Below are 19,472 nucleotides of genomic sequence, written 5' to 3' on the forward strand. Positions count from 1 at the left end.
GGCCTTGATAAAACAGTACAGAGACAGCACCCACACTCTTGGTGGCTCATTGGAAGGCCGCAGACAAGACCCTCTGGTCTCTGGGCCACACAAGCAAAAAAAGTGCAGGCTGGGTAGAATTGCGCCTATTGTCGCCGCCCCGCATCGCCGGTCGCGGCTTTTTACGTTCTTACCCGCGTAGTTCAGCCCGCCTTTGCGCCGGGCTGAGCCGCCAAGGCACTCACAATCTATGTCGAACTCCCTGCACCCCATGCTCAACGTGGCCATCAAGGCTGCTCGCGCCGCTGGCGCCCTCATCAACCGTGCCGCACTGGATGTGGAATCGGTGCGCGTTGCGCAAAAGCAGGTGAACGACTTTGTGACCGAGGTAGACCAAGCCGCTGAGCGCGTCATTATCGAGACGCTGCTGAACGCCTACCCCCAGCACTCCATCCTGGCCGAAGAGTCGGGTGAAGAGCACGGTGCCAAGAACTCTGACCACGTCTGGATCATCGATCCTCTGGACGGCACCACCAACTTCATCCACGGCTTCCCCGTGTACTGCGTCAGCATCGCCCTGGCCTATAAGGGCAAGGTCGAGCACGCCGTGGTCTATGACCCCAGCCGTAACGACCTGTTCACCGCCACCAAGGGCCGTGGTGCTTACCTGAACGAGCGCCGCATCCGTGTCTCCAAGCGCACTCAGCTGCGTGACTGCCTGATCTCCACCGGCTTCCCATTCCGCCGTGGCGACAACTTCAAGCAATACATGCTGATGCTGGGCGAAGTCATGCAACGCACTGCTGGTGTGCGCCGCCCCGGCTCTGCTGCGCTGGATCTGGCCTACGTGGCCGCCGGTTTTGCCGATGGTTTCTTTGAATCCGGCCTGTCCATCTGGGACGTGGCTGCAGGCTCGCTGCTGGTCAGCGAGGCCGGTGGTCTGGTTGGTAACTTCACCGGCGAAGCCGACTTCCTGGAACAAAAGGAAATTCTGGCCGCAGCACCCCGCATCTATGGCGCACTGATCCCCGTGATTGGCAAGTTCAGCAAGTTCGCCTCTGCCGGTGAAAAGGCCGCCGTGCGCCAAGCCGTGAAGTCCGACGACTTCGAAGTTCCCGCTGACGAAAGCGCCGAAACCGAATCTAAAGCCGCTGAATAAGCGCTGAATATAAAAAGGCGGTCGCCCCACGACTGCGAAAAGAGCCTGCCTCCTGTGAGCCGGGCTCTTTTTTTATCTCCACAGAATCCACAAGTTCACTGTCCAGAATCGGCCCCAACGACAAACGGGCAGATCAATATGATGGATTTTTTCAGCCAGCACTGGACGCTGGCGATCGACTGGGTTTCCCTGCACGCGGTGACACCCGTGGTCAACGCACTGAACATTGCCGAGGCCGCCGGTGACCCGCGCGAGATTGCGGCAGGCATCTTGATAGCGCTGCTGCAGCTGTTTCTGATCGGCGGCGTGATGCGCCCGCTCGAAAGCCTTCTGCCAGCCGAGCGCTGGGCCGACCGGCGTCACACCACGGTGGACCGCAACTACACCCTCCTCATGCTGCTGGGCCTGTTTCCGCTGTTCAGCTTTCTGATCCTCATGCCCATCGCCCACATGCTGGGCGGCGGGCCAGCCACTGAAGAGGCCAGCGGCCTCAAGGCCTGGCTACCGTGGTTTGAAGACCATCCCTACATTCTGTTTGCCGTGTACTACGTGATCTACGACCTCACGTATTACTGGATGCACCGCGCCCAGCACGTCATTCCCTGGTGGTGGGCCATGCACAGCATGCACCACAGCCAGCGCCAGATGAGCTGCTGGAGCAATGACCGCAGCAACTACCTGGACGGCATGCTGCAAAGCTTTGTGCTGGCCGCCGTAGGCCTCGTCATGGGCGTTGAGCCATCCGAGTTCGCCATGCTGGGCCTGCTCAGCGAGCTGGTGCAGAACTTCTCGCACGCCAACGTCGCCCTGCGCCTGGGCTGGGTTGGCAAGGTCGGCGAGCGCCTTTTTGTCGGCCCGCGCTTTCACCGCAACCACCACATGCTGCGCGATGCAGACCGGCCCGAGCGCCACAACTGCAACTTTGGCCAGGTGCTGCCCTGGTGGGATCAGCTGTTCGGCAGCGCCCTGTATCACGACGAAGCACTGCGCCCCACCGGCGTGAGCGACCCCGAAGTCGATGCCGACAACGAACGCGGCCTGATCGCCATGCAGTGGTACACGCTCAGGCGCTTCTGGGGCGCAGTCACCTGCCGCGCTGGCTGGCGACTGGGCGATGTGTCTTTTGGCCCCGGCTACCGACCTGTTCATGATTCAGATGAAGCCGCTGCGCCTGATGCTGAAAGCGCTAAAAGCGGGCACAAGATCAGCTTTTGACCATCGCCGATAATGCGTGGTTTGGCGCGCGCCCTAATCAGCGCAGCGCCCCACGAATTGCATACCGCTGAAGCGATGACCCAGAAAAGCACAGAAACCCCGTCGCCGGCCTACACCCCTGACATGGCTGACCTCTCGGCACATACGCCGATGATGCAGCAATATTTCAAGCTCAAAGCAGACTACCCCGACACGCTGGTTTTCTACCGCATGGGGGACTTTTACGAGCTTTTCTTTGGCGATGCCGAAAAAGTCACGCGCCTGCTGGACATCACGCTGACCTCGCGCGGCCAGACCGCCGGTCAGCCGATTCCCATGGCAGGCGTGCCGTTTCATGCGCTGGAAAACTATCTGGGCCGCCTCATCAAGATGGGCGAATCGGCGGCGATCTGCGAGCAGGTCGGCGAAATTGGCCTGGGCAAGGGCCCGGTGGAGCGCAAGGTGGTGCGCGTGGTCACGCCCGGCACGCTGACCGATAGCGAGCTGCTTTCCGACAAGAGCGAAGCCATGCTGGTCGCTGTGCACACCGCTGGCCGCCAGCGCTGCGGCCTGGCGTGGATGGCAGTGACGCAGGGCCGTATTCATATGGCCGAATGCTCGGCCGATGAGCTGGGCGCATGGCTATCTCGCATCAGCCCCAGTGAAGTCATTTACAGCGCCGGTGTGACCGAGCGCTTTGAGCAAAACCTGCTAGCCATCAAGCACAGCAGCGCCATTACCTGCCCACTGTCGCCCCGCCCCGACTGGCAATTCGACTCCGGCCTGGGCGAGCGCAAGCTGCTGGAGCTACTGGGTGCCGCCAGCCTCAAGGCCTGGGAGGCCGAAGACATGCCACTGGCCCATGCGGCCAGCGCCGCCCTGCTCTCGTATGCCGAGCACACGCAGGGTCGCAACCTCACCCATATCCACGCCATTCAGGTTCAGCGCGACGATGAGCTGATCGCCCTGCCGCTGGCCACGCGCCGCAATCTGGAGCTGATCAAGACGCTGCGCGGCGAGGACTCGCCCACAGTGTTTTCGCTGCTCGACACCTGCATGACCGGCATGGGCAGCCGATTGCTTAAGACCTGGCTGCTGGAGCCAGAGCGCAACCGCAAGAGCGCCATGCAGCGCCTTGAAGCCATTGGTGTGCTGCGCGGCACGGGCGCAGGCATGACGCCCTGGCAAGCCCTGCGCGCCGAGCTGAAAGGTGTGAGCGATGTGGAGCGCATTACCGCCCGCATCGCACTGCGTCAGGTACGCCCGCGCGAGCTGGTGGGCCTGTCCAAAACGCTACAAAAATCGCAGCTGCTTGCGCAATCAGGGAAAGCGCCATCGACCTATTTGACTCAGGTTTTCACCGATCTGATTCCGCCCCAGGGCTGTGCCGAGCTGCTGGCAAGCGCCATCATGGAAGAGCCCGCCGCACTGGTGCGCGATGGCGGCGTGATTGCCACCGGTTTTGATGCCGATCTCGATGAGCTGCGCGCCATTCAAAACAACTGCGACGAGTTTCTGCTGGAGCTGGAATCCAAGGAAAAGCTGCTGACCGGCATTCCCAACCTGCGCGTGCAGTTCAACAAGGTGCACGGCTTCTACATCGAGATCACCAACAGCTACAAGGATGCGGTGCCCGAGCGCTACCGCCGCCGCCAGACGCTGAAAAACGCCGAACGCTACATCACGCCAGAGCTAAAGGCCTTTGAGGACAAAGCCCTGTCTGCACAAGAGCGTGCACTGCAGCGTGAGAAATTCCTGTTCGAGCAGGTGCTCGATCAGCTTCAGCCCCATGTGCCCCAGCTCACCCGTGTGGCGCAGGCCATTGCCGCACTGGATGTGCTGTGCACGCTGGCCGAGCGCTCGCTGACGCTGAACTGGGCCGAGCCACAATTCGTCAGCCAGCCCTGCATAGAGATCGAAGCCGGCCGCCACCCTGTGGTGGAAGCGCGCATGGCTGAAACGTCGAGTGGCAGCTTCATCGCGAACCACACGCGTATGAACCTCAACACACGCATGCAGATCATTACCGGCCCGAATATGGGCGGTAAATCGACCTATATGCGCCAGGTGGCCCTGATCACGCTGCTGGCCAGCATGGGCAGCTATGTACCCGCTGCCAGCTGCCGCCTTGGCCCCATCGACGCCATCCACACCCGCATCGGCGCGGCCGATGATCTGGCCAACGCCCAGTCCACCTTCATGATGGAGATGACCGAGGCCGCGCAGATTCTGCATTCGGCCACGCCGCACTCCCTGGTGCTGATGGACGAAATTGGCCGTGGCACCAGCACCTTTGACGGTCTGGCGCTTGCCAGCGGTATTGCCACGCAGCTGCATGACAAGACCAAGGCCTTCACGCTGTTTGCGACCCACTACTTCGAGCTGACCGAGCTGCCTGCCAAGGCCAAAGCCGCCGTCAACGTGCATGTGGGCGCGGCAGAGTCGGGCAGCGATATCGTGTTTCTGCACGAGATTCAAGCTGGCCCAGCCAGCCGCAGCTACGGTATTCAGGTCGCCAAACTGGCCGGCATGCCCGCAGGCGTGCTCAACCACGCCCGTCATGCGCTGGAGGCTCTGGAGTCGCAGGCCGGTGAAAACGACATGCAGGTCAACCTGTTTGATGCGCCAGAGCTGGTGGACGATTTTTCCGCCCCCAGCCCATTGCAGCAAGCGCTTGCCGCTATCAATCCTGATGTATTGAGTCCGCGCGAAGCGCTGGAAGCGCTGTACCAGCTCAAAAACATCAGCGTCGCATAAGCGAAACGGCCTGGAGGATTCAACTCCGCCAGGCCGTGCAATCGGGCATCAGCCGTTAGTGCTTTGCCGACTCGCCCAGCTTGAAGGCCGAGACTTCGCTCAGCAGGCGGCTCGCCTGCTCACGCAAGCTTGCCGCCGCTGCGGCCGATTCTTCGACCAATGCGGAGTTCTGCTGCGTAGCACCATCCAGTGCCGCCAATGACTCATTGATCTCGGTAATACCGCGCCCCTGCGCCGCCGAGGTCTGGCTGATCTCACCAATGATGTGCGTGACCTGGGTCACCGACTGCAGCAGCTCGCGCATGGTCACGCCCGCGCTTTGCACCAGCTGTGAGCCTTGATCAGCTTGCTCGACCGATGCCGTAATCAGCTGGCGCACTTCCTTGGCTGCCTCGGCCGATCGCTGGGCCAGGCTACGCACCTCAGCCGCCACCACGGCAAAGCCGCGCCCCTGCTCACCGGCGCGCGCGGCCTCTACGGCAGCGTTCAGCGCCAGGATATTGGTCTGAAACGCAATGCCGTCAATCACGCTGATGATGTCGGCAATCTTGCGCGATGAGCCGTTGATGCCTTCCATGGTGCTTACCACCTGCTCGAAGGCTGCACCGCCACGCTCGGCAACGCCACGCGCCACTTGAGCCAGCTCGCCCGCGTTGCGAGTGGCTTCGGAGTTGACCTGCACGCTACTGGTTAGCTGCGCCAGCGAAGCCGCCGTATGCTGCAGCGCGCTGGCAGCTTCCTCGGTTCTCTGGCTCAGGTCGAGGTTGCCCTGCGCCACTTCAGAGCTGGCTACCGAGATCGAATCGGCCGCCTGGCGCACAGCCCCCACCATGCGCTCAAGCGAAGACACAAAGCGATTGAAGGCCGAGCCCAGCACGCCCACCTCGTCCGCGCTTTCCACCAGCATGCGCCGCGACAGGTCGCCATGACCGTCGGCAATCTCTTCCAGCATGCGTGCAGCGCGCCCCACAGGGGCCGCAATGGCACGGCTTACAAACAAAATCACCAACAGGCCAATACCGCCACCGACCACGGCGGCAATCAGCGAAGTCAGTGCAATGGTGCGGCGCATATCGCCGAGCACCTGCGCCTCAGGCAGCTCTGCCAGCACATACAAGTCCAGCTCGGGCACATAAGACGAAGCCACAATGTGCGGGCCCTCTGCCGTGTCATACACCGAGTGCACGAACGGCTTTTTGTCCAGCAAGGCAGAACTCAGAGACGCGGAAAAACCGGGTAAATCCTTGAGCCAGTGGGCACCATCAGCCAGAGCCGGGTCGCGGTGCACCAGAATGCTGCCGTTGCCGCGCACCAGAAACACGCTGCCGGACTCCCCCACCTTGTATGAGCGCACGGTCTGAGCCAGCGAATCCACGGACAGACCCAAACCGGCAATACCCTGGCGCTTGTCACCCGCATCGAAGCGGATGTTGATAAACATCATGTATTTGCTAGAGCTGGCGTCTTTATCGATGGCCAGCATCTGGCTAGCCCCCTGCTCCAGAAAGTCATAGAACCATTGCTCGCCCTGCCCCTTGGGCGCGAGCATGCGCACCAGCCCCTCGTTCGTCAGATATTTTTGCGTGCTGCCCGAGACCCAGAACACGGTCTCTGCACCCGCTTGCTTCTTGACGGAGCTGGCGTACTTCACCCAGGCGGCATCCCCCTCGGCAGGCTGATCTGCAGCCTCCCAGTCCAGCAAAAAGCTGTTGCTGGCCGTGGTTTTGGCAATGGCCAGGGGCGTACCGATCTGGCGCAGTATGTCGTTGCGGATTTCACCCACCACGGCTGGCAGCTCCAGAGTCACCACCCGTTCACGCAGGTTGGCGCCCGTCAGAAAGAAGCCCAGAGCCGTGGCGATCGCCACAAACAGCAGCAGGCAGGCCAGCATGCCGGACATCAGCTTGTAGCGAATGGAGAGGTTGCGTAATACGTTCAGCAAAATCGTCAAAATGAAAGTAAATGTAATTAAAAGGCGCGGAATTCTCTCATGTTCAGCAGCAGCGCGACCCCATCCAGGATGGGCAACAGTTTTGCCCCAGCCAGCCCTCGCGCTGTGGCAGCAATGCCCGGGCGCAGAGCCCCTGAGACGACTCTCTTTTAAAATCCCGCAGTGGTTTTCATATGGCTGGCGCTGGCGCTGGCTCGGCCGCTCGACCTTGAGCTGACGAGTCCCCAGCCCAGCGGCTCACCACTACACTTCAAATCTTTACCGTACCGCTTTCTGTCATGACCTATTGCGTCGCCCTCAAGCTCAATGCCGGCCTCGTCTTTCTGTCCGACTCCCGCACCAATGCAGGGCTCGACCAGATCAGCACCTTCCGCAAGGTCATGCTTTATGAGCAGCCGGGCGAACGCTTTATGGTGCTGCAGTCGGCGGGCAATCTGTCCATCACCCAGTCGGTGCGCGAGCTGCTGGAAAGCTTTCAGCTGCACGACACGACCACGGACGAGATGCTCACCATCTGGAATGTGCGCAGCATGTTCGACGCCGCCCGCGTACTGGGCGCAGCCGTGCGCCATGTGTATGAACGTGAGGCCGCCGCCCTGCAGCGCGCTGGAGTGGACTTCAATGTGTCCATGATTTTTGGCGGCCAGATTCAGGGCGAGCAGATGCGCCTGTTTCAGGTCTATTCGGCCGGCAACTTCATCGAAGCCACGGGCGAGACGCCTTACTTCCAGATCGGCGAATCCAAATACGGCAAGCCCGTGCTTGACCGCGTCATCACCTCAGAGACCCCGCTGGATGAAGCCGCCAAATGCGCGCTGGTGTCTATGGACAGCACGCTCAAGTCCAACCTCTCGGTAGGCCTTCCGCTGGACTTGATCGTCTATGAAAACAACCGTTTTGCCACCGACCGCATTGTCTGCCTGGACGCCGACAACCCCTATCTGCGCATGCTGCACGACAGCTGGGGCGAGCGCCTGCGCAATGTGTTCGACAGCATTGACGACCCGGCCTGGGATGGCGGCCAGACGGACTCCCCCATCCGCATTCACAGCCCGCGTGCGCATCCGCTGGTGAAGGTGGGAACACCCACTTCCATGAAATCCGCACTGGGCACTGGTGCCGGCAGTATCCCCCCCGCAGCCCTGCGCCAGCCGCCGGTTCCCGCGCAAGCCGGCCTCAGCACCGCTACCGAATACCAGCGCATGCAGACCAGCGAGGAGCAGGCCAGACTGCAGCGGCAAGCATCGCTCTCTAACCGATAAGATGAACGCACCTCAGGGTGCGTTTTTCATGTCAGATGCACCCTCCGCCCGATTCATTATTCTGTGCCCCACAGCTCTCACACCATGGTTCCTGCCAGCGATCTGAACACCCTGCCCGTGGTGTTCGCGCACGCCAACAGCTTTCCTCTCGGCACCTACCGCCTGCTTTTTTCTCTGCTGCGCCAGCGCGGCATTGATGCCAGTGGCGTGCAGCGCTTTGGCCATGACCCGGCACGCCCGGTCACCAATCACTGGCCGCATCTGGTGGATGAGCTGATCGAGTTTGTCGAACAAAAAGTGCAGCAGCATGGCCAGCCCATCTATCTGGTGGGCCACTCATTGGGCGGCATTCTGAGCTTTCAGGCGGCCACCAAGCGCCCCGATCTGGCGCGCGGCGTGCTGCTGATTGACTCGCCCCTGCTGGGCGGCTGGAAGGCCAATGCCGTAGGCCTTGCCAAGCAGACGCAGATTGTGGCCTCGGTCTCGCCGGGCAAAATCAGCCAGCGCAGGCGCAACACCTGGGCCAGCAATGCCGAGGCACTGGAGTACTTTCGCAGCAAAAAAGCCTTTGCCCAGTGGCACCCACAGGTGCTGCAAGACTATGTGGAGCACGGCCTGCAAGACGATGATCAGGGCAGGCGCAGCCTGCTATTCACCCGCGAGGTGGAAACCGCCATCTACAACACGCTGCCCAGCAATCTCAACAACCAGCTCAGGCGCAATCCGCTGCACTGCCCCGTGTCTTTTATCGGCGGGCGTTCATCGGTAGAAATGCGCCAGGTCGGCATGGAGATGACGCAGCGCATGACACGCGGGCGCATCATGATGCTGGACGGCGGCCACCTCTTTCCCATGGAGCGCCCACAGGCCACAGCCGCCGCCATCGAGGCTTCGCTGCTCAATATGGAGCAAAGCATTCTGCAAAAAGCGGGTGTAGACGCTCACAAATAGATAGCTGCTAGCGCCTGTTAATTATTGGATTCATTGATAAAACATGCTGAAGTTCAATGAATAAAGGCGCTAGCAGCTATGAAAAAAGCCACTTGCAATCACGCAAGTGGCTTTTTTGTGGGCGCTAACAAGCTAGCTTAGAGGCGCTAACACCACCCAGTAAATCGCAGATTTGCGGTTGAGACGAGGCATGAAGCCGCAGGCAGTACAAACGTACGACAAAGCGAAATAACGACGCATCAAGGGTGGTGTTAACGACTCTTAGTGGTGCCAGTTCACCACACCGGTATAGGCCGTCACCAGCACGATGATGCCGAAGACGATGCGGTACCAGGCAAACGGCACAAAGCTGTTGGTAGAGATAAAACGCAGCAGCCAGCGTACGCACAGCCAGGCACTGATGAACGAGAAAACCAGGCCCACCAGAAACAGCGGCGCATCCGCCATGCTCAGCGTTGCACGCTCCTTGTACATGCTGTAGACGCCTGCGCCAATCAGCGTGGGCATGCCCAGAAAGAAGGAAAAGTCAGTCGCAGCCTTGCGCGACAGTCCGATCAGCATGCCGCCAATGATGGTGGAGCCACTGCGGCTCATGCCCGGCACCAGCGCAAAGCACTGCACCAGCCCCACCTTGATGGCATCCATCGGTGTCATATCGTCCACCGAATGCACGCGGGTGGCCGATGCGGGGCGCTTTTCAGCCCACAGGATGATGAAGCCGCCAACGATGAAGGTGGTGGCCACAATCACGGGCGTGAACAGGTGCTCTTGCACATACTTGCCAAACAGCAGCGCCAGGACTACGGCAGGCAGAAAACCGATGAAGACATTGAGCGCAAACTTCTGCGCCTCACGGCTGGTGGGCAACTCGACCAGCGTGCTGCGAATCTTTTGCCAGTACACCAGCATCACAGCAAAGATGGCGCCGGTCTGAATGGCGATCTCGAACACCTTGGCCTTGCCACCGACAAAGCCCATCAGCGAGCCCGCCAGAATCAGGTGACCGGTTGAGGAAATCGGTAAGAACTCGGTCAGCCCTTCCACAATGCCCATGATGGCGGCCTTGAGCAGCAATAAAGTATCCACGCGAATCGTCCTTTGGGTGCAGGGTTGAGAGCAAAGCTGCTCATTATCCACTTGTCGTTTTCGCTATTTTGGCCGCAGCTCCCTTACGCCCCTTAATCACGCTCCAATCGCAAACTTTTACAAGCCATGGTTTGCGGTCATGGGCAAAGCACCCAAGCTGTGCTGCAATAACGGCGCGCCGGTTGTTGGCGTTTTCACAAAAATCACACCATCATGAAAAAACTCGTTGTCCTGGCTGTCGTGTCCTTGGCTTGCAGCATGAGCATGGCTGCTGACGAAAAACCTAAAACCGCCCAGCAACAACTCATGGGCACCTGCAATACCGAAGCCACCGGCAAAAAAGGCGATGAGCGCAAGGACTTCATGAAGTCTTGTCTGTCTGACGGCAAGAAGCGCCAGCAAGAACGCATGAAGAGCTGCAACGTCGACGCCACCGGCAAGAAGGGTGACGAGCGCAAGGCGTTTATGAGCGAGTGCCTGAAGAAGAACTGAGACCCGCTCTTCCCAAAACAAAAAACGCCATGGTCAGACCATGGCGTTTTGTATTCTGCGAGCACGGCCTTCAGCGAGCCGCCAGCTGCGCCCGTCTGCCGCGTCGTTTGCGCCACCAGATGACGACTCCGGTGATGGACAACATGGCCACCATCACGCCCACAAAGGACATGAGAACGCGCCCGAAAGTGCCCAGAATGCGTCCGCTGTGCAAAGGTAGTTGCAGCTGTACGAACACATCGGCGCCCGTGCCATGCCAGGGCCGATAACTGCCCAGCAACTCGCCGGTTTCCGAACTCACATAGACGTTGGACAGGCCCATGCCCATGGCTCCGGTCTCGTCATCAGGATCGAAAAAGGACACGTTGTAGAACGGAAAGTCTCCGCCATACCAAATGCCGCCAGCCTCTGTTTTGATCCCCAGCTGCACGGCTTCCTTCTTGGCAATGTCTATCGCCGAGGCGAAGCTGATCTTCGGCTCGATATAGCTGCCAAAGGGAGCCGGCTTGAGCGTTTCGTACGGACCCGACGTAGTGGTCGAGACCTTGCTCATCACGGGATAGAACACCTCGCGGTAGAGATTGATCGAAAACGAGGTGAAGGCCACCACAACGATCACGCCCCAGATCCAGAGCCCGCCCGCACGGTGCAGGTCGAAGTTGAGCTTGTAGGCACCAGCACCCCAGCGCAGACGCCAGGCCGGCATCCAGCGTGACCACCAGGACTTCCCGGAATCACCTTGTGCTTTGGCCAAAGCAGGCTTGCGCTTCGCAGGCAGGGTCAACACCAGCGCCCAGAAACTGTCGGCCAGCCACAGCAGCGCGAGGCCGCCCATGAACCAGTAGCCCCAGCGATCGCTGCCCGCAAACGTAGGGCTGAGCAGGCTTTCATGCAGATGACGCAGCCAGGGCATGAGGTTGCGCCAGCTCAGGGCCAGACTCTTGGAGTCCCGGTAACCGGTGATGGCACCCGTCACCGGGTCCACGAACACCGTGTTGTAGCTCAGCACATGGGGCTTGCCAGTGCCCTGGTCCAGCAGCGGGCGTACCAGAAAGGAAGCCGCCTCCCCCTCGCGCAGACCCAGACTCATATAGGAGATTTCGACGCGTGGATCAGCCGCCTGCACAGTTTGCGCCAATTGCAGCGGCGTCTGCAGCGGGCCACGCCCCGGCGTATGCAGCATGTCGGCGTTCAGCCAGTCGTCGATTTCATGATCCCACGAGAGCACCGCTCCCGTGAGGCCGGCCATGATCAGGAAAGCCGCGAGAAACAGGCCCACCCAGCGGTGAACCACGGTCCAGAGAGCACGCATATCCGTTCAACCTCAGAAGTTGACCGTAGCGCTCACCGACAGGGTGCGCGGAGCCGATTGCACCAGATAGTTGGCCCCCGGATAGCCGCCCACCGACGCCCAGTAGTTCTTGTCGAACACATTGTCCAGACGGGCACGCAGCGTCAGCATGCGGTCGTTACCCAGATCAACCAGATAGCGGGCACCGATGTCGGTGCGCGTCCAGCTGGCCACTTTCATGGTGTTGGCGGCATTGGCGTACTGACTGGAGGTGTGCGTCACACGCGCATTGAGTGCTAGACCGGAAACACCGGGCACATCCCAATCCACGCCCAGCGTGGCCTGAGTCTTGGGTACGCCGATGGCATAGCGGTCGACCTGAGAGGCATCGGCTGCCTGTTTGATCTTGGCCTGGGTCAGCGTCAGACCGCCCAGCACGCGCAGTCCCTTGGCGGCTTCGCCAAAGACGGTGAATTCCATGCCCTGGTTGCGCTGCTTGCCGTACTGACCGTACATCTGATTGACGACATAGCTGCTGGGCACATCGGTGGTGTACAGGGCCGCCGTCGCACCCATGGTGCCGCGCTGCCATTTCACGCCCAGCTCTTTCTGCTTGGACTTGTAGGGCGAGAACACCTGACCGGCGTTGAGCACGGGCAGGCTATTGGCCGTGGAAGGCGCTACGGCACCCTTGGTCAGCGCCTCGATGTAGTTGGCGTAGACGGACACACCATCGGTGACCTTGAACACCGCACCCAGTGCTGGCGTGGTGGCGGACTTCTTGTAACTGTCGGTCTGCAGGCCGCTGTTGTAGTCGTAGCTGGTCTGATCTATGCGCTGACGGCGCAGCCCCAGCGTCACTTGCAGGCGATCGTCGTACATCGACAGCGTGTCGCTCAAGGCCAGGCTGTCAAAGCGGGTCTCACCCACCTTGTAGGGGTTGGCCATGGAGCCGCCAAAGAATGTGTTCTCGGGCATCAGGCTGGCATAGGGGTTGTAGAGGTTGTTGCGCACCCCCGAAGCCATGGCCCAGGCACCGCTTTCCGTCGCTGAAAAAGTGCTTGCTGACGCCACCAGCTCATGACCGACGCTGCCCGTCTGCACTCGGGTGCGGATGCCGGCCTCGGCCGTGCCGACGCGGTCCTTGCGCACGTTATCAAAGCGCGTTCCCGTGGTATCGCCATTCGCGTTGAGCACGGTCACGCCGCTGTTGATATTGTCTTCCTTGCTGCGGCGCAGGCCGCCCGCTGCCCAGGCGGTGGTGGTGGCATTGAGATCCCACTCGCCACGCATGGTGGCAAACAAATCACGCTCGGTGGAGCGCGTCCAGTTTTGAGCGTAGTTGGTCTTGTTGTCCGGAACCGCAGGAATGAAATCCGAAGGCGTCACGCTGGGACGCCCACCACGATAGCTGTTGCGCTGATAACCCACATCGGCCGACAAGCGCACATCGCGGCTGCGCCAGTCAAGGCCCACACCCAGCGCCGTCAAACTGCGGTCCTCGCCCTTGATGCCAGTGCCGCCATCGCGACGCACGGCATTCAGGCGTACGCCCGTGCTCTGGTCCGGACCGAAGCGACGCGACACATCGGCCGAAGCATAGGCCTGACCACCCGTTTGTATGCCCGTGCTGACCTGAGTGAGTGGATCGTTGCCTGCGCGCTTGGGCAGCAGGCTGATCACGCCTCCCACGCCGCTGCCGCCGGGAGCAGCACCGTTAAGAAAGGCATTCGCACCGCGCAGCACTTCCACCCGCTCGAAAAATTCGGAAGCCACATACTGGCGCGGCAGCAGTCCGTACAGGCCGTTATAGGCAATATCGTCGGAGTACACGGGCATGCCGCGCAGCATGTACAGCTCCTGGAAGTTGCCAAAACCGCGCGCCTGCCGCACCGACGGATCACTCAATAGCACATCGCCAACGCTTTTGGACTGCGTGTCCTCAATCAGCTGACTGGTATAGGCCGTGGACGAAAACGAGGAATCCTTCCAGTCCCGGGTTCCGAGAATGCCGTTGCGTGCTCCGGTGGCTACCTGCCCGCCCGCGAAAGGCTTGGCCAGGCCCTGCGCCGATGCGTCGGCACTGGCTTCCACGGTCACGGTCTGCAAGGAGGTTTCTTGTTCTGGCACCTGGGCAGAGCTGGCGGTCTGGGCCCAAAGAAGCTGAGGGCTGCACAGAACAATGGCAGCCAGTGAAATTCGACGAACAGGGAACATTTTAAATGCTATTGAGAATGATTTTCATAATCATTAGATTCTAAAGTTCAATCATTTCTGCAGCAGCAAACACCCTGATTTTTCAACGGAATCCAAACCGGATCGAAATGCATGCGGGCGCTCCGTGCTATGTGTGCGCGCACAAACAATCGCCACACCCGGCCCTTGCACTATGCAACTGGCCCCCGGATTTGGCCGTTTCATCGCAAAGCGCTGGCCGGGCCAATCTCTGACGCGCACAGTCCGGTTCATCGCAGGAGAAAACCATGCAACTGACGCCCTTGATCGCTTTTCATATGAGTTCAGCCATCGCTGCCACCGTCGTCGGAGCCCTCACCCTCTGGGCACGCCGCAGCGGCAGACCGCGCCCTCTGCTGCATCGCATTGCCGGCTACGCCTTTGTTCTGCTGATGCTGGGCACGGCGATTTCGGCCTTGTTCATACGCGACTTCCGCCTGCCCAACTGGTCGGGCTTCACGCCCATTCATCTGCTGGTGCCCGTCACGCTGGGCGGGCTGGGGCTCTCTTTCTCGCATCTGGCGCACCGACGCATAGACAAGCACCGCAGCATCATGCGCAAAACCTACATCGGAAGCTGCGTCGTCGCTGGACTTTTCACCCTGGTGCCCGGACGCATTCTGGGCGACCTTCTCTAGCAAAAACTGGCATGGCCCGAATCTTCAAGGAGCAATACATGACCCCCATTTCATATGACACCCTGCAGCAACAGGCCCGCCGCCGCGCAGGCATGAAGCTGGGCTGGTACATACACGCCTCGGTCTATGTGCTGGTCAATCTGGGACTGATGAGTCTGGCCCTGAGCCAGGGCCGCCACTGGGCCATCTACCCGGCCCTGGGCTGGGGCCTAGGACTGCTGATACATGGCTGCGTGGTCTGGCTGACAACACCGGCAAGCCCTCTCTTCAGCAGCCTGGTAGAGCGCGAGCTGCAATTCCTGCAGCGGCGCGAGAAAAACTAGGCGCGGAACCTGCCCTCACCTACGATGGCGTCCATGCAGCTCGCTTTATTCCCCACCTTGCTACGCCACGGTGCCATCACCGTGACCGCCTGTCTGCTGATTACCGGAGCCCTGACCGCACTGGGCCAAGGTCTGTGGGATGTCAACCTGGCCTACTCTCTGGCAATTGGTCTGATCAGCTGGCTGACGATTGACCTGGCCAGACTGCGCTGGCGCGAGTCCGACGCAATCGCCTGGCCGCGCGGAGCCAAAGGGCTGGCCCTGGTGCCGCTGGGCATTGTGCTGGGCCTGATTCTGGGCAGCTCTCTGGGAAGACTCTATGTACAGCAACGGCACCCGGAGCTGCAGGCTGCAGCCCAGCCGTCGCTATGGCTGCCTGTGCTCATCACCATCGGCACCAGCATTGCCATGTCCTGGGGCTTCTACGTGGTCGGCAAGGCGCGCCATCTTCAGGTTAAGGCCGAACAGGCCCAGCGTCAGGCGGCAGAGGCCAGGCTGAGCCAACTGCAGGCACAGCTGGAGCCCCATATGCTGTTCAACACTTTGGCCAATCTGCGTGCGCTGATTGCTTGCGATGCCCCGCGGGCCGAGCAAATGCTGGACCATCTGATTGCCTATCTGCGTGCCACGCTGGCAGGCTCGCGCAGCGGCACGCACAGCCTAGAGGCCGAGTTTGCGCTGCTGGGAGACTATCTGGCGCTGATGCAGGTGCGCATGGGCGCACGCCTGAGCTATACGCTGGATTTGCCTGCCGAGCTGCGCGACGCGCACGTGCCCACCTTGCTGCTGCAGCCGCTGGTAGAAAACAGCATTCGCCACGGGCTGGAGCCGCAACTGGCGGGCGGCCACATCCGTGTGACTGCAGTGCTGCTGGATGGCGGGCGGCTGGAGCTGAAGGTTGTTGACAACGGCTGCGGCCTACCTGCATCCCCGCACCCTGCCAGCAAGAGCAACACCGGTAGCGGCTTTGGCCTGCAGCAAATCCGCGAGCGGCTGGCCACACGCTATGGCGATCAAGCCACTTTTAAATTAATAGCTGCCAGCGCAGGCGGGACAAGCGCCAGCCTGATATTTCCTTTAAAAATCGAGCCATGAGCCACACCCACCCACGCGCCCTGATTGCTGAAGACGAGCCGCTGCTGGCACAGGCGCTTGTGCACATGCTGAGCACGCAATGGCCTGCGTTGCAGATTCAGGCCGTCGCTGGCGACGGCATCAGCGCAGCAGCGCAGGCGCTGCAGTTATTGCCCGATGTGCTGTTTCTCGATATCCGCATGCCGGGGCAAAGCGGGCTGGATGCGGCGGCAGAGATTGCCGATGCATGGCCCGAAGACAGGCCGCTGCCCGCCATCGTCTTTGTCACCGCCTACGACCAGTACGCGCTGGCCGCGTTTGAGGCCTGCGCTATGGACTACGTGCTCAAGCCCGTGCAGCCCCTGCGGCTGGCACAGAGCGTGCAGCGCTTGCAGCACTGGTGGCAGCAGCGCCAGTCGGCACAGGAAGCACCGCAGCCCCAGACGCTGGAGCAAACACTGGAACAGTTACTGGCCTTGCAGCAACGCATGCAAACCAGCACAGCCGCGCCGCTGCAAATCATTCAGGCCAGCGTGGGCGCGCAGATTCATATGGTGCGGGTGCAGGACATCGTGTACCTGGAGGCTGCAGACAAATACCTGCGCGTGCTGACGTCGCAGCAGGAATATCTGCTGCGTACCCCGCTCAAGGATCTTCTGCCCCAGCTCGATGCCCAGCAGTTCTGGCAAATTCACCGCGGCACCGTGGCGCGCGCCGACGCCATTGCCAGTGCCCAGCGCGATGAGGCCGGACGCCTGTGGCTGCTGCTGCGGGGGCGCAGCGAAAAGCTGCTGGTCAGCCGCCTCTACGCCACGCGCTTCAAGGCCATGTAGCGCCTAATTACGCAACTCCAGCACATCATCCCAGTCCACGCCCTGCATGGCATCCCAGTGCGCCACGATGACGCTGCGCGGGCGCTTCGGGTCTTTGAGTTTGAGCGCCATTGCCGCCAAGGCCTGCTGCACATAGCGCTCTGAAGGTTTGTCCAGCGCGGCCAATGGTTCATCGATCAGGACCAGCTCTGCACCGCTGGCCCAGCCCGCCGCCATCCATAGCTTGCGCTGCGTGCCTGATGACAGCGCCAGCAACGGCTTGTTCAAATGCGGCTCCAGCCCGAAGCCCTGCACATGCTGCTCAAACTGCGCAGCTGACCAGTGCGGGTAAATGGTGCACTGCAAAGCCACCCAGCTACTGGCCGTCATGTGGCTGTGCACCTCATTGAGGGGCTGGCGCGGGTCCTGCCAGAAGCAGGATGCGGCAGGCAAGCGTCCATCGTCTGAAAACGGGTAGTGCAACACGCCGCTGCCCAGATGCAGCTGCCCGGCCAGCGCTTTGAGCCAGCTGGTCTTGCCCGCGCCCTCATCGCCTTGCACCAGGCACAAGCCTGCGTGCCAGCAATGTGAGCTCTGATTCGCCACCGCGCGGCCCGGGTAGCCGAAACTGACTTGCAAGGCCTGCACCATGCAACGAGTTTCACAGCAGTCATCCATCTCAGAATTCATAGCTAGCAACGCCTTATAAGTATGGGTTTACGGCTGATTTCTTCCAATGCACCTACTCACTTGCTGCAGACAAGGCGCAGGCACAATGGCGTCCCCTCAATAGCGCGCAATATGCCATGGCTCTGGATTATTTGGAATTCGACTACAGCGAAGATGAAGAAGGCACCGGCACATGGGATGCCATGGCCTGCGTCAAAGCCGAGCGCGTGCCTGCGCTGGCCACCGAAATCGAAGCCGTGCTGCGCTGGGCCAGCCAGAAGTTTTCAGGCCGCCAGGGTGCTGTGGAAGAAGGTTTGGACTGGGACTACGACCTGCAGGCCCAGGACGATGATGGCGAACCTTTGGCTGCCCGCTTTGACAAGGCCGAAGGCAAGTTGACGCTACAGGCCTCGGCCACGGGCCGCACCACAGTCAATCTCACCCTGTCCGGTTCTGCACATTTTGGTGATGCGCTGCGTGAGAAATTCGACATTGAGGATTGAGAAATAAGGATTGATAGCGGGGGCTAAAACCCACTGGAAAGTCATGACCGCCCCATGCAAAATGAGGCCGCTTGAAGTGACTTTTCAAAGGGGTTCCCCATGACTGATCGACTCTCTGCGCCATTTGTGTTCGAGAAATTTGTGAAGGCTCCGCGCGAGCTGGTGTACGCGGCCTTTACCGAGGCGGAGCACCTGAGCCACTGGATGCGCCCACCCGGCATGGTGATGACGCAATGCGAGGTGGATGCCCGCGAAGGCGGCAGCTTTCACTACGCCCTGCGCGCCGAGGCCATGCCACTAGCACCTGTCATGTGGGGCAAGTGGACGTTCAGAGAACTGAAAGCGCCTGAGCGCATCGTCGCCGTCGTGCAGTTCAGCGATGCCGCTGGCGGCGTCACGCGTCACCCCATGGCGGCGCAATGGCCGCTCTACACCCTGTCAACCACCACATTGGTTCAAGAGTCTGAAGGCACACGCATTCACCTCGAATGGCGCGCCCTCAATGCCGATGCCATAGAAGAAGCGGTCTTCAACAGTTCGCACGCCGGTATGACAGTGGGCTGGAGCAGCAGCATGCAGCTGCTGGCCAGCTATCTGAGCAAAATTCAGGCCGCTTAATGCAGGCCGATTGACTTAGAGCCACTAACGCAAGCCTTGATACATCCTTGCGTCGCCTCGTCTCAACCGTAAACCTGCGGTTTACTGGCTTGCGTTAGCAACTCTTGGTGACGCAGTGGCGTATTAACGGGCCAGAAACCGTCGCACCTCAGTTATCCATGTCCTGCTTGCGCTTGGGCGCGGCAGTGGCGTTCTTGCGACTGGCACCGGCACGGCCCGCCTTGCTCCACTGATAGTCAAAGCCATCAGGCGTCTTGCCATCTTCCACGGCAGAGACGCCCACCAGGCCGACCATGTCGCGCAGCTCTGACGAGATGACGACATGGGCGTTGCTCTGGTCCTTGCGCAGCAGTTGACACAGCGCCAGCGCCTCACCCATCTGCGCATCAGAAAAGGCCTGGCATTGCGACTGCCAGGCAGGCGTCTGGCCCTCGGGCTCGGAATTGCGCAGGTAAAAAACAGCAATGCTCATAGCATG

Annotated in this window: 18 protein-coding genes; 12 read left to right on the plus strand and 6 right to left on the minus strand. The window is 60.8% G+C overall.

Annotated elements, in window-relative coordinates:
• Positions 1 to 229: 229 nt before the first annotated feature.
• The 3 genes from RSF91_RS12005 to mutS all read left to right on the plus strand — a co-directional run bounded on the left by RSF91_RS12005 (position 230) and on the right by mutS (position 5,089).
• Positions 230 to 1,138, plus strand: coding sequence for an inositol monophosphatase family protein (locus RSF91_RS12005; RefSeq protein ID WP_332568637.1), 909 nt, complete (start codon positions 230 to 232; stop codon positions 1,136 to 1,138).
• Positions 1,139 to 1,276: 138 nt separating this feature from the next.
• Positions 1,277 to 2,353: a sterol desaturase family protein gene (locus RSF91_RS12010; RefSeq protein WP_332568638.1), complete on the plus strand. Its 1,077-nt coding sequence runs from the start codon at positions 1,277 to 1,279 to the stop codon at positions 2,351 to 2,353.
• A gap of 150 nt (positions 2,354 to 2,503) precedes the next feature.
• Entirely contained in the window at positions 2,504 to 5,089 is a 2,586-nt protein-coding gene (gene mutS, locus RSF91_RS12015; protein ID WP_332568681.1) for a DNA mismatch repair protein MutS, read from the plus strand.
• A 55-nt stretch (positions 5,090 to 5,144) separates the two neighbouring features.
• On the opposite strand, the gene RSF91_RS12020 is transcribed toward mutS, so the two are convergent.
• Positions 5,145 to 7,031, minus strand: coding sequence for a methyl-accepting chemotaxis protein (locus tag RSF91_RS12020; RefSeq protein ID WP_332568639.1), 1,887 nt, complete (start codon positions 7,029 to 7,031; stop codon positions 5,145 to 5,147).
• Positions 7,032 to 7,318: 287 nt separating this feature from the next.
• Here RSF91_RS12020 and RSF91_RS12025 point away from each other — a divergent pair, with 287 nt between their 5' ends.
• Together RSF91_RS12025 and RSF91_RS12030 are read left to right on the plus strand one after the other, a co-directional pair.
• On the plus strand, positions 7,319 to 8,302 hold the full coding sequence (locus RSF91_RS12025; RefSeq protein ID WP_332568640.1) for a proteasome-type protease: 984 nt from the start codon (positions 7,319 to 7,321) through the stop codon (positions 8,300 to 8,302).
• An 84-nt stretch (positions 8,303 to 8,386) separates the two neighbouring features.
• A complete protein-coding gene (locus RSF91_RS12030; protein ID WP_332568641.1) occupies positions 8,387 to 9,253 on the plus strand; it encodes an alpha/beta fold hydrolase in 867 nt (288 codons plus the stop codon).
• Between the two features lie 261 nt (positions 9,254 to 9,514).
• Here RSF91_RS12030 and RSF91_RS12035 read toward each other — a convergent pair whose 3' ends face one another.
• A complete protein-coding gene (locus tag RSF91_RS12035; protein WP_332568642.1) occupies positions 9,515 to 10,339 on the minus strand; it encodes an undecaprenyl-diphosphate phosphatase in 825 nt (274 codons plus the stop codon).
• A 213-nt stretch (positions 10,340 to 10,552) separates the two neighbouring features.
• Here RSF91_RS12035 and RSF91_RS12040 point away from each other — a divergent pair, with 213 nt between their 5' ends.
• Complete coding sequence (locus RSF91_RS12040; RefSeq protein ID WP_332568643.1) at positions 10,553 to 10,831, plus strand: PsiF family protein; 279 nt, start codon at positions 10,553 to 10,555, stop codon at positions 10,829 to 10,831.
• Between the two features lie 70 nt (positions 10,832 to 10,901).
• On the opposite strand, the gene RSF91_RS12045 is transcribed toward RSF91_RS12040, so the two are convergent.
• Together RSF91_RS12045 and RSF91_RS12050 are read right to left on the minus strand one after the other, a co-directional pair.
• Positions 10,902 to 12,143 (minus strand): PepSY-associated TM helix domain-containing protein, encoded by a 1,242-nt coding sequence (locus RSF91_RS12045; RefSeq protein WP_332568644.1) that lies wholly within the window; start codon positions 12,141 to 12,143, stop codon positions 10,902 to 10,904.
• A 12-nt stretch (positions 12,144 to 12,155) separates the two neighbouring features.
• Positions 12,156 to 14,339 (minus strand): TonB-dependent receptor, encoded by a 2,184-nt coding sequence (locus RSF91_RS12050; RefSeq protein WP_332568645.1) that lies wholly within the window; start codon positions 14,337 to 14,339, stop codon positions 12,156 to 12,158.
• A 266-nt stretch (positions 14,340 to 14,605) separates the two neighbouring features.
• Here RSF91_RS12050 and RSF91_RS12055 point away from each other — a divergent pair, with 266 nt between their 5' ends.
• Genes RSF91_RS12055 through RSF91_RS12070 form a run of 4 tightly spaced genes read left to right on the plus strand, consistent with a single transcriptional unit; the run spans position 14,606 to position 17,225 of the window.
• Positions 14,606 to 14,995, plus strand: coding sequence for a DUF2306 domain-containing protein (locus RSF91_RS12055; RefSeq protein WP_332568646.1), 390 nt, complete (start codon positions 14,606 to 14,608; stop codon positions 14,993 to 14,995).
• A gap of 38 nt (positions 14,996 to 15,033) precedes the next feature.
• The gene (locus RSF91_RS12060; protein WP_332568647.1) at positions 15,034 to 15,318 is read left to right on the plus strand and encodes a 2TM domain-containing protein; all 285 of its coding nucleotides are present in this window, start codon (positions 15,034 to 15,036) and stop codon (positions 15,316 to 15,318) included.
• A 24-nt stretch (positions 15,319 to 15,342) separates the two neighbouring features.
• The gene (locus RSF91_RS12065) at positions 15,343 to 16,413 is read left to right on the plus strand and encodes a sensor histidine kinase (RefSeq protein WP_442878846.1); all 1,071 of its coding nucleotides are present in this window, start codon (positions 15,343 to 15,345) and stop codon (positions 16,411 to 16,413) included.
• Positions 16,410 to 17,225, plus strand: coding sequence for a LytR/AlgR family response regulator transcription factor (locus RSF91_RS12070; RefSeq protein ID WP_332568649.1), 816 nt, complete (start codon positions 16,410 to 16,412; stop codon positions 17,223 to 17,225). Before RSF91_RS12065 ends, RSF91_RS12070 begins: the two co-directional genes overlap by 4 nt.
• Positions 17,226 to 17,228: 3 nt before the next feature.
• On the opposite strand, the gene RSF91_RS12075 is transcribed toward RSF91_RS12070, so the two are convergent.
• Positions 17,229 to 17,894 carry an ABC transporter ATP-binding protein gene (locus tag RSF91_RS12075; RefSeq protein ID WP_332568650.1) on the minus strand — a complete coding sequence of 222 codons (666 nt, stop codon included), beginning with the start codon at positions 17,892 to 17,894 and terminating at the stop codon, positions 17,229 to 17,231.
• A gap of 116 nt (positions 17,895 to 18,010) precedes the next feature.
• Between RSF91_RS12075 and RSF91_RS12080 the strand changes: the two genes are divergently transcribed.
• The gene (locus tag RSF91_RS12080; protein ID WP_332568651.1) at positions 18,011 to 18,376 is read left to right on the plus strand and encodes a hypothetical protein; all 366 of its coding nucleotides are present in this window, start codon (positions 18,011 to 18,013) and stop codon (positions 18,374 to 18,376) included.
• A gap of 99 nt (positions 18,377 to 18,475) precedes the next feature.
• Positions 18,476 to 18,994: an SRPBCC family protein gene (locus RSF91_RS12085; protein WP_332568652.1), complete on the plus strand. Its 519-nt coding sequence runs from the start codon at positions 18,476 to 18,478 to the stop codon at positions 18,992 to 18,994.
• 148 nt (positions 18,995 to 19,142) lie between these two features.
• Here the strand turns inward: RSF91_RS12085 and RSF91_RS12090 are convergent, their stop codons facing one another.
• Positions 19,143 to 19,466 carry a hypothetical protein gene (locus RSF91_RS12090; protein ID WP_198461334.1) on the minus strand — a complete coding sequence of 108 codons (324 nt, stop codon included), beginning with the start codon at positions 19,464 to 19,466 and terminating at the stop codon, positions 19,143 to 19,145.
• Positions 19,467 to 19,472 lie beyond the last annotated feature (6 nt).

It is taken from the genome of Comamonas sp. (assembly GCF_036643215.1).
Taxonomy (GTDB): Bacteria; Pseudomonadota; Gammaproteobacteria; order Burkholderiales; family Burkholderiaceae_C; genus Comamonas.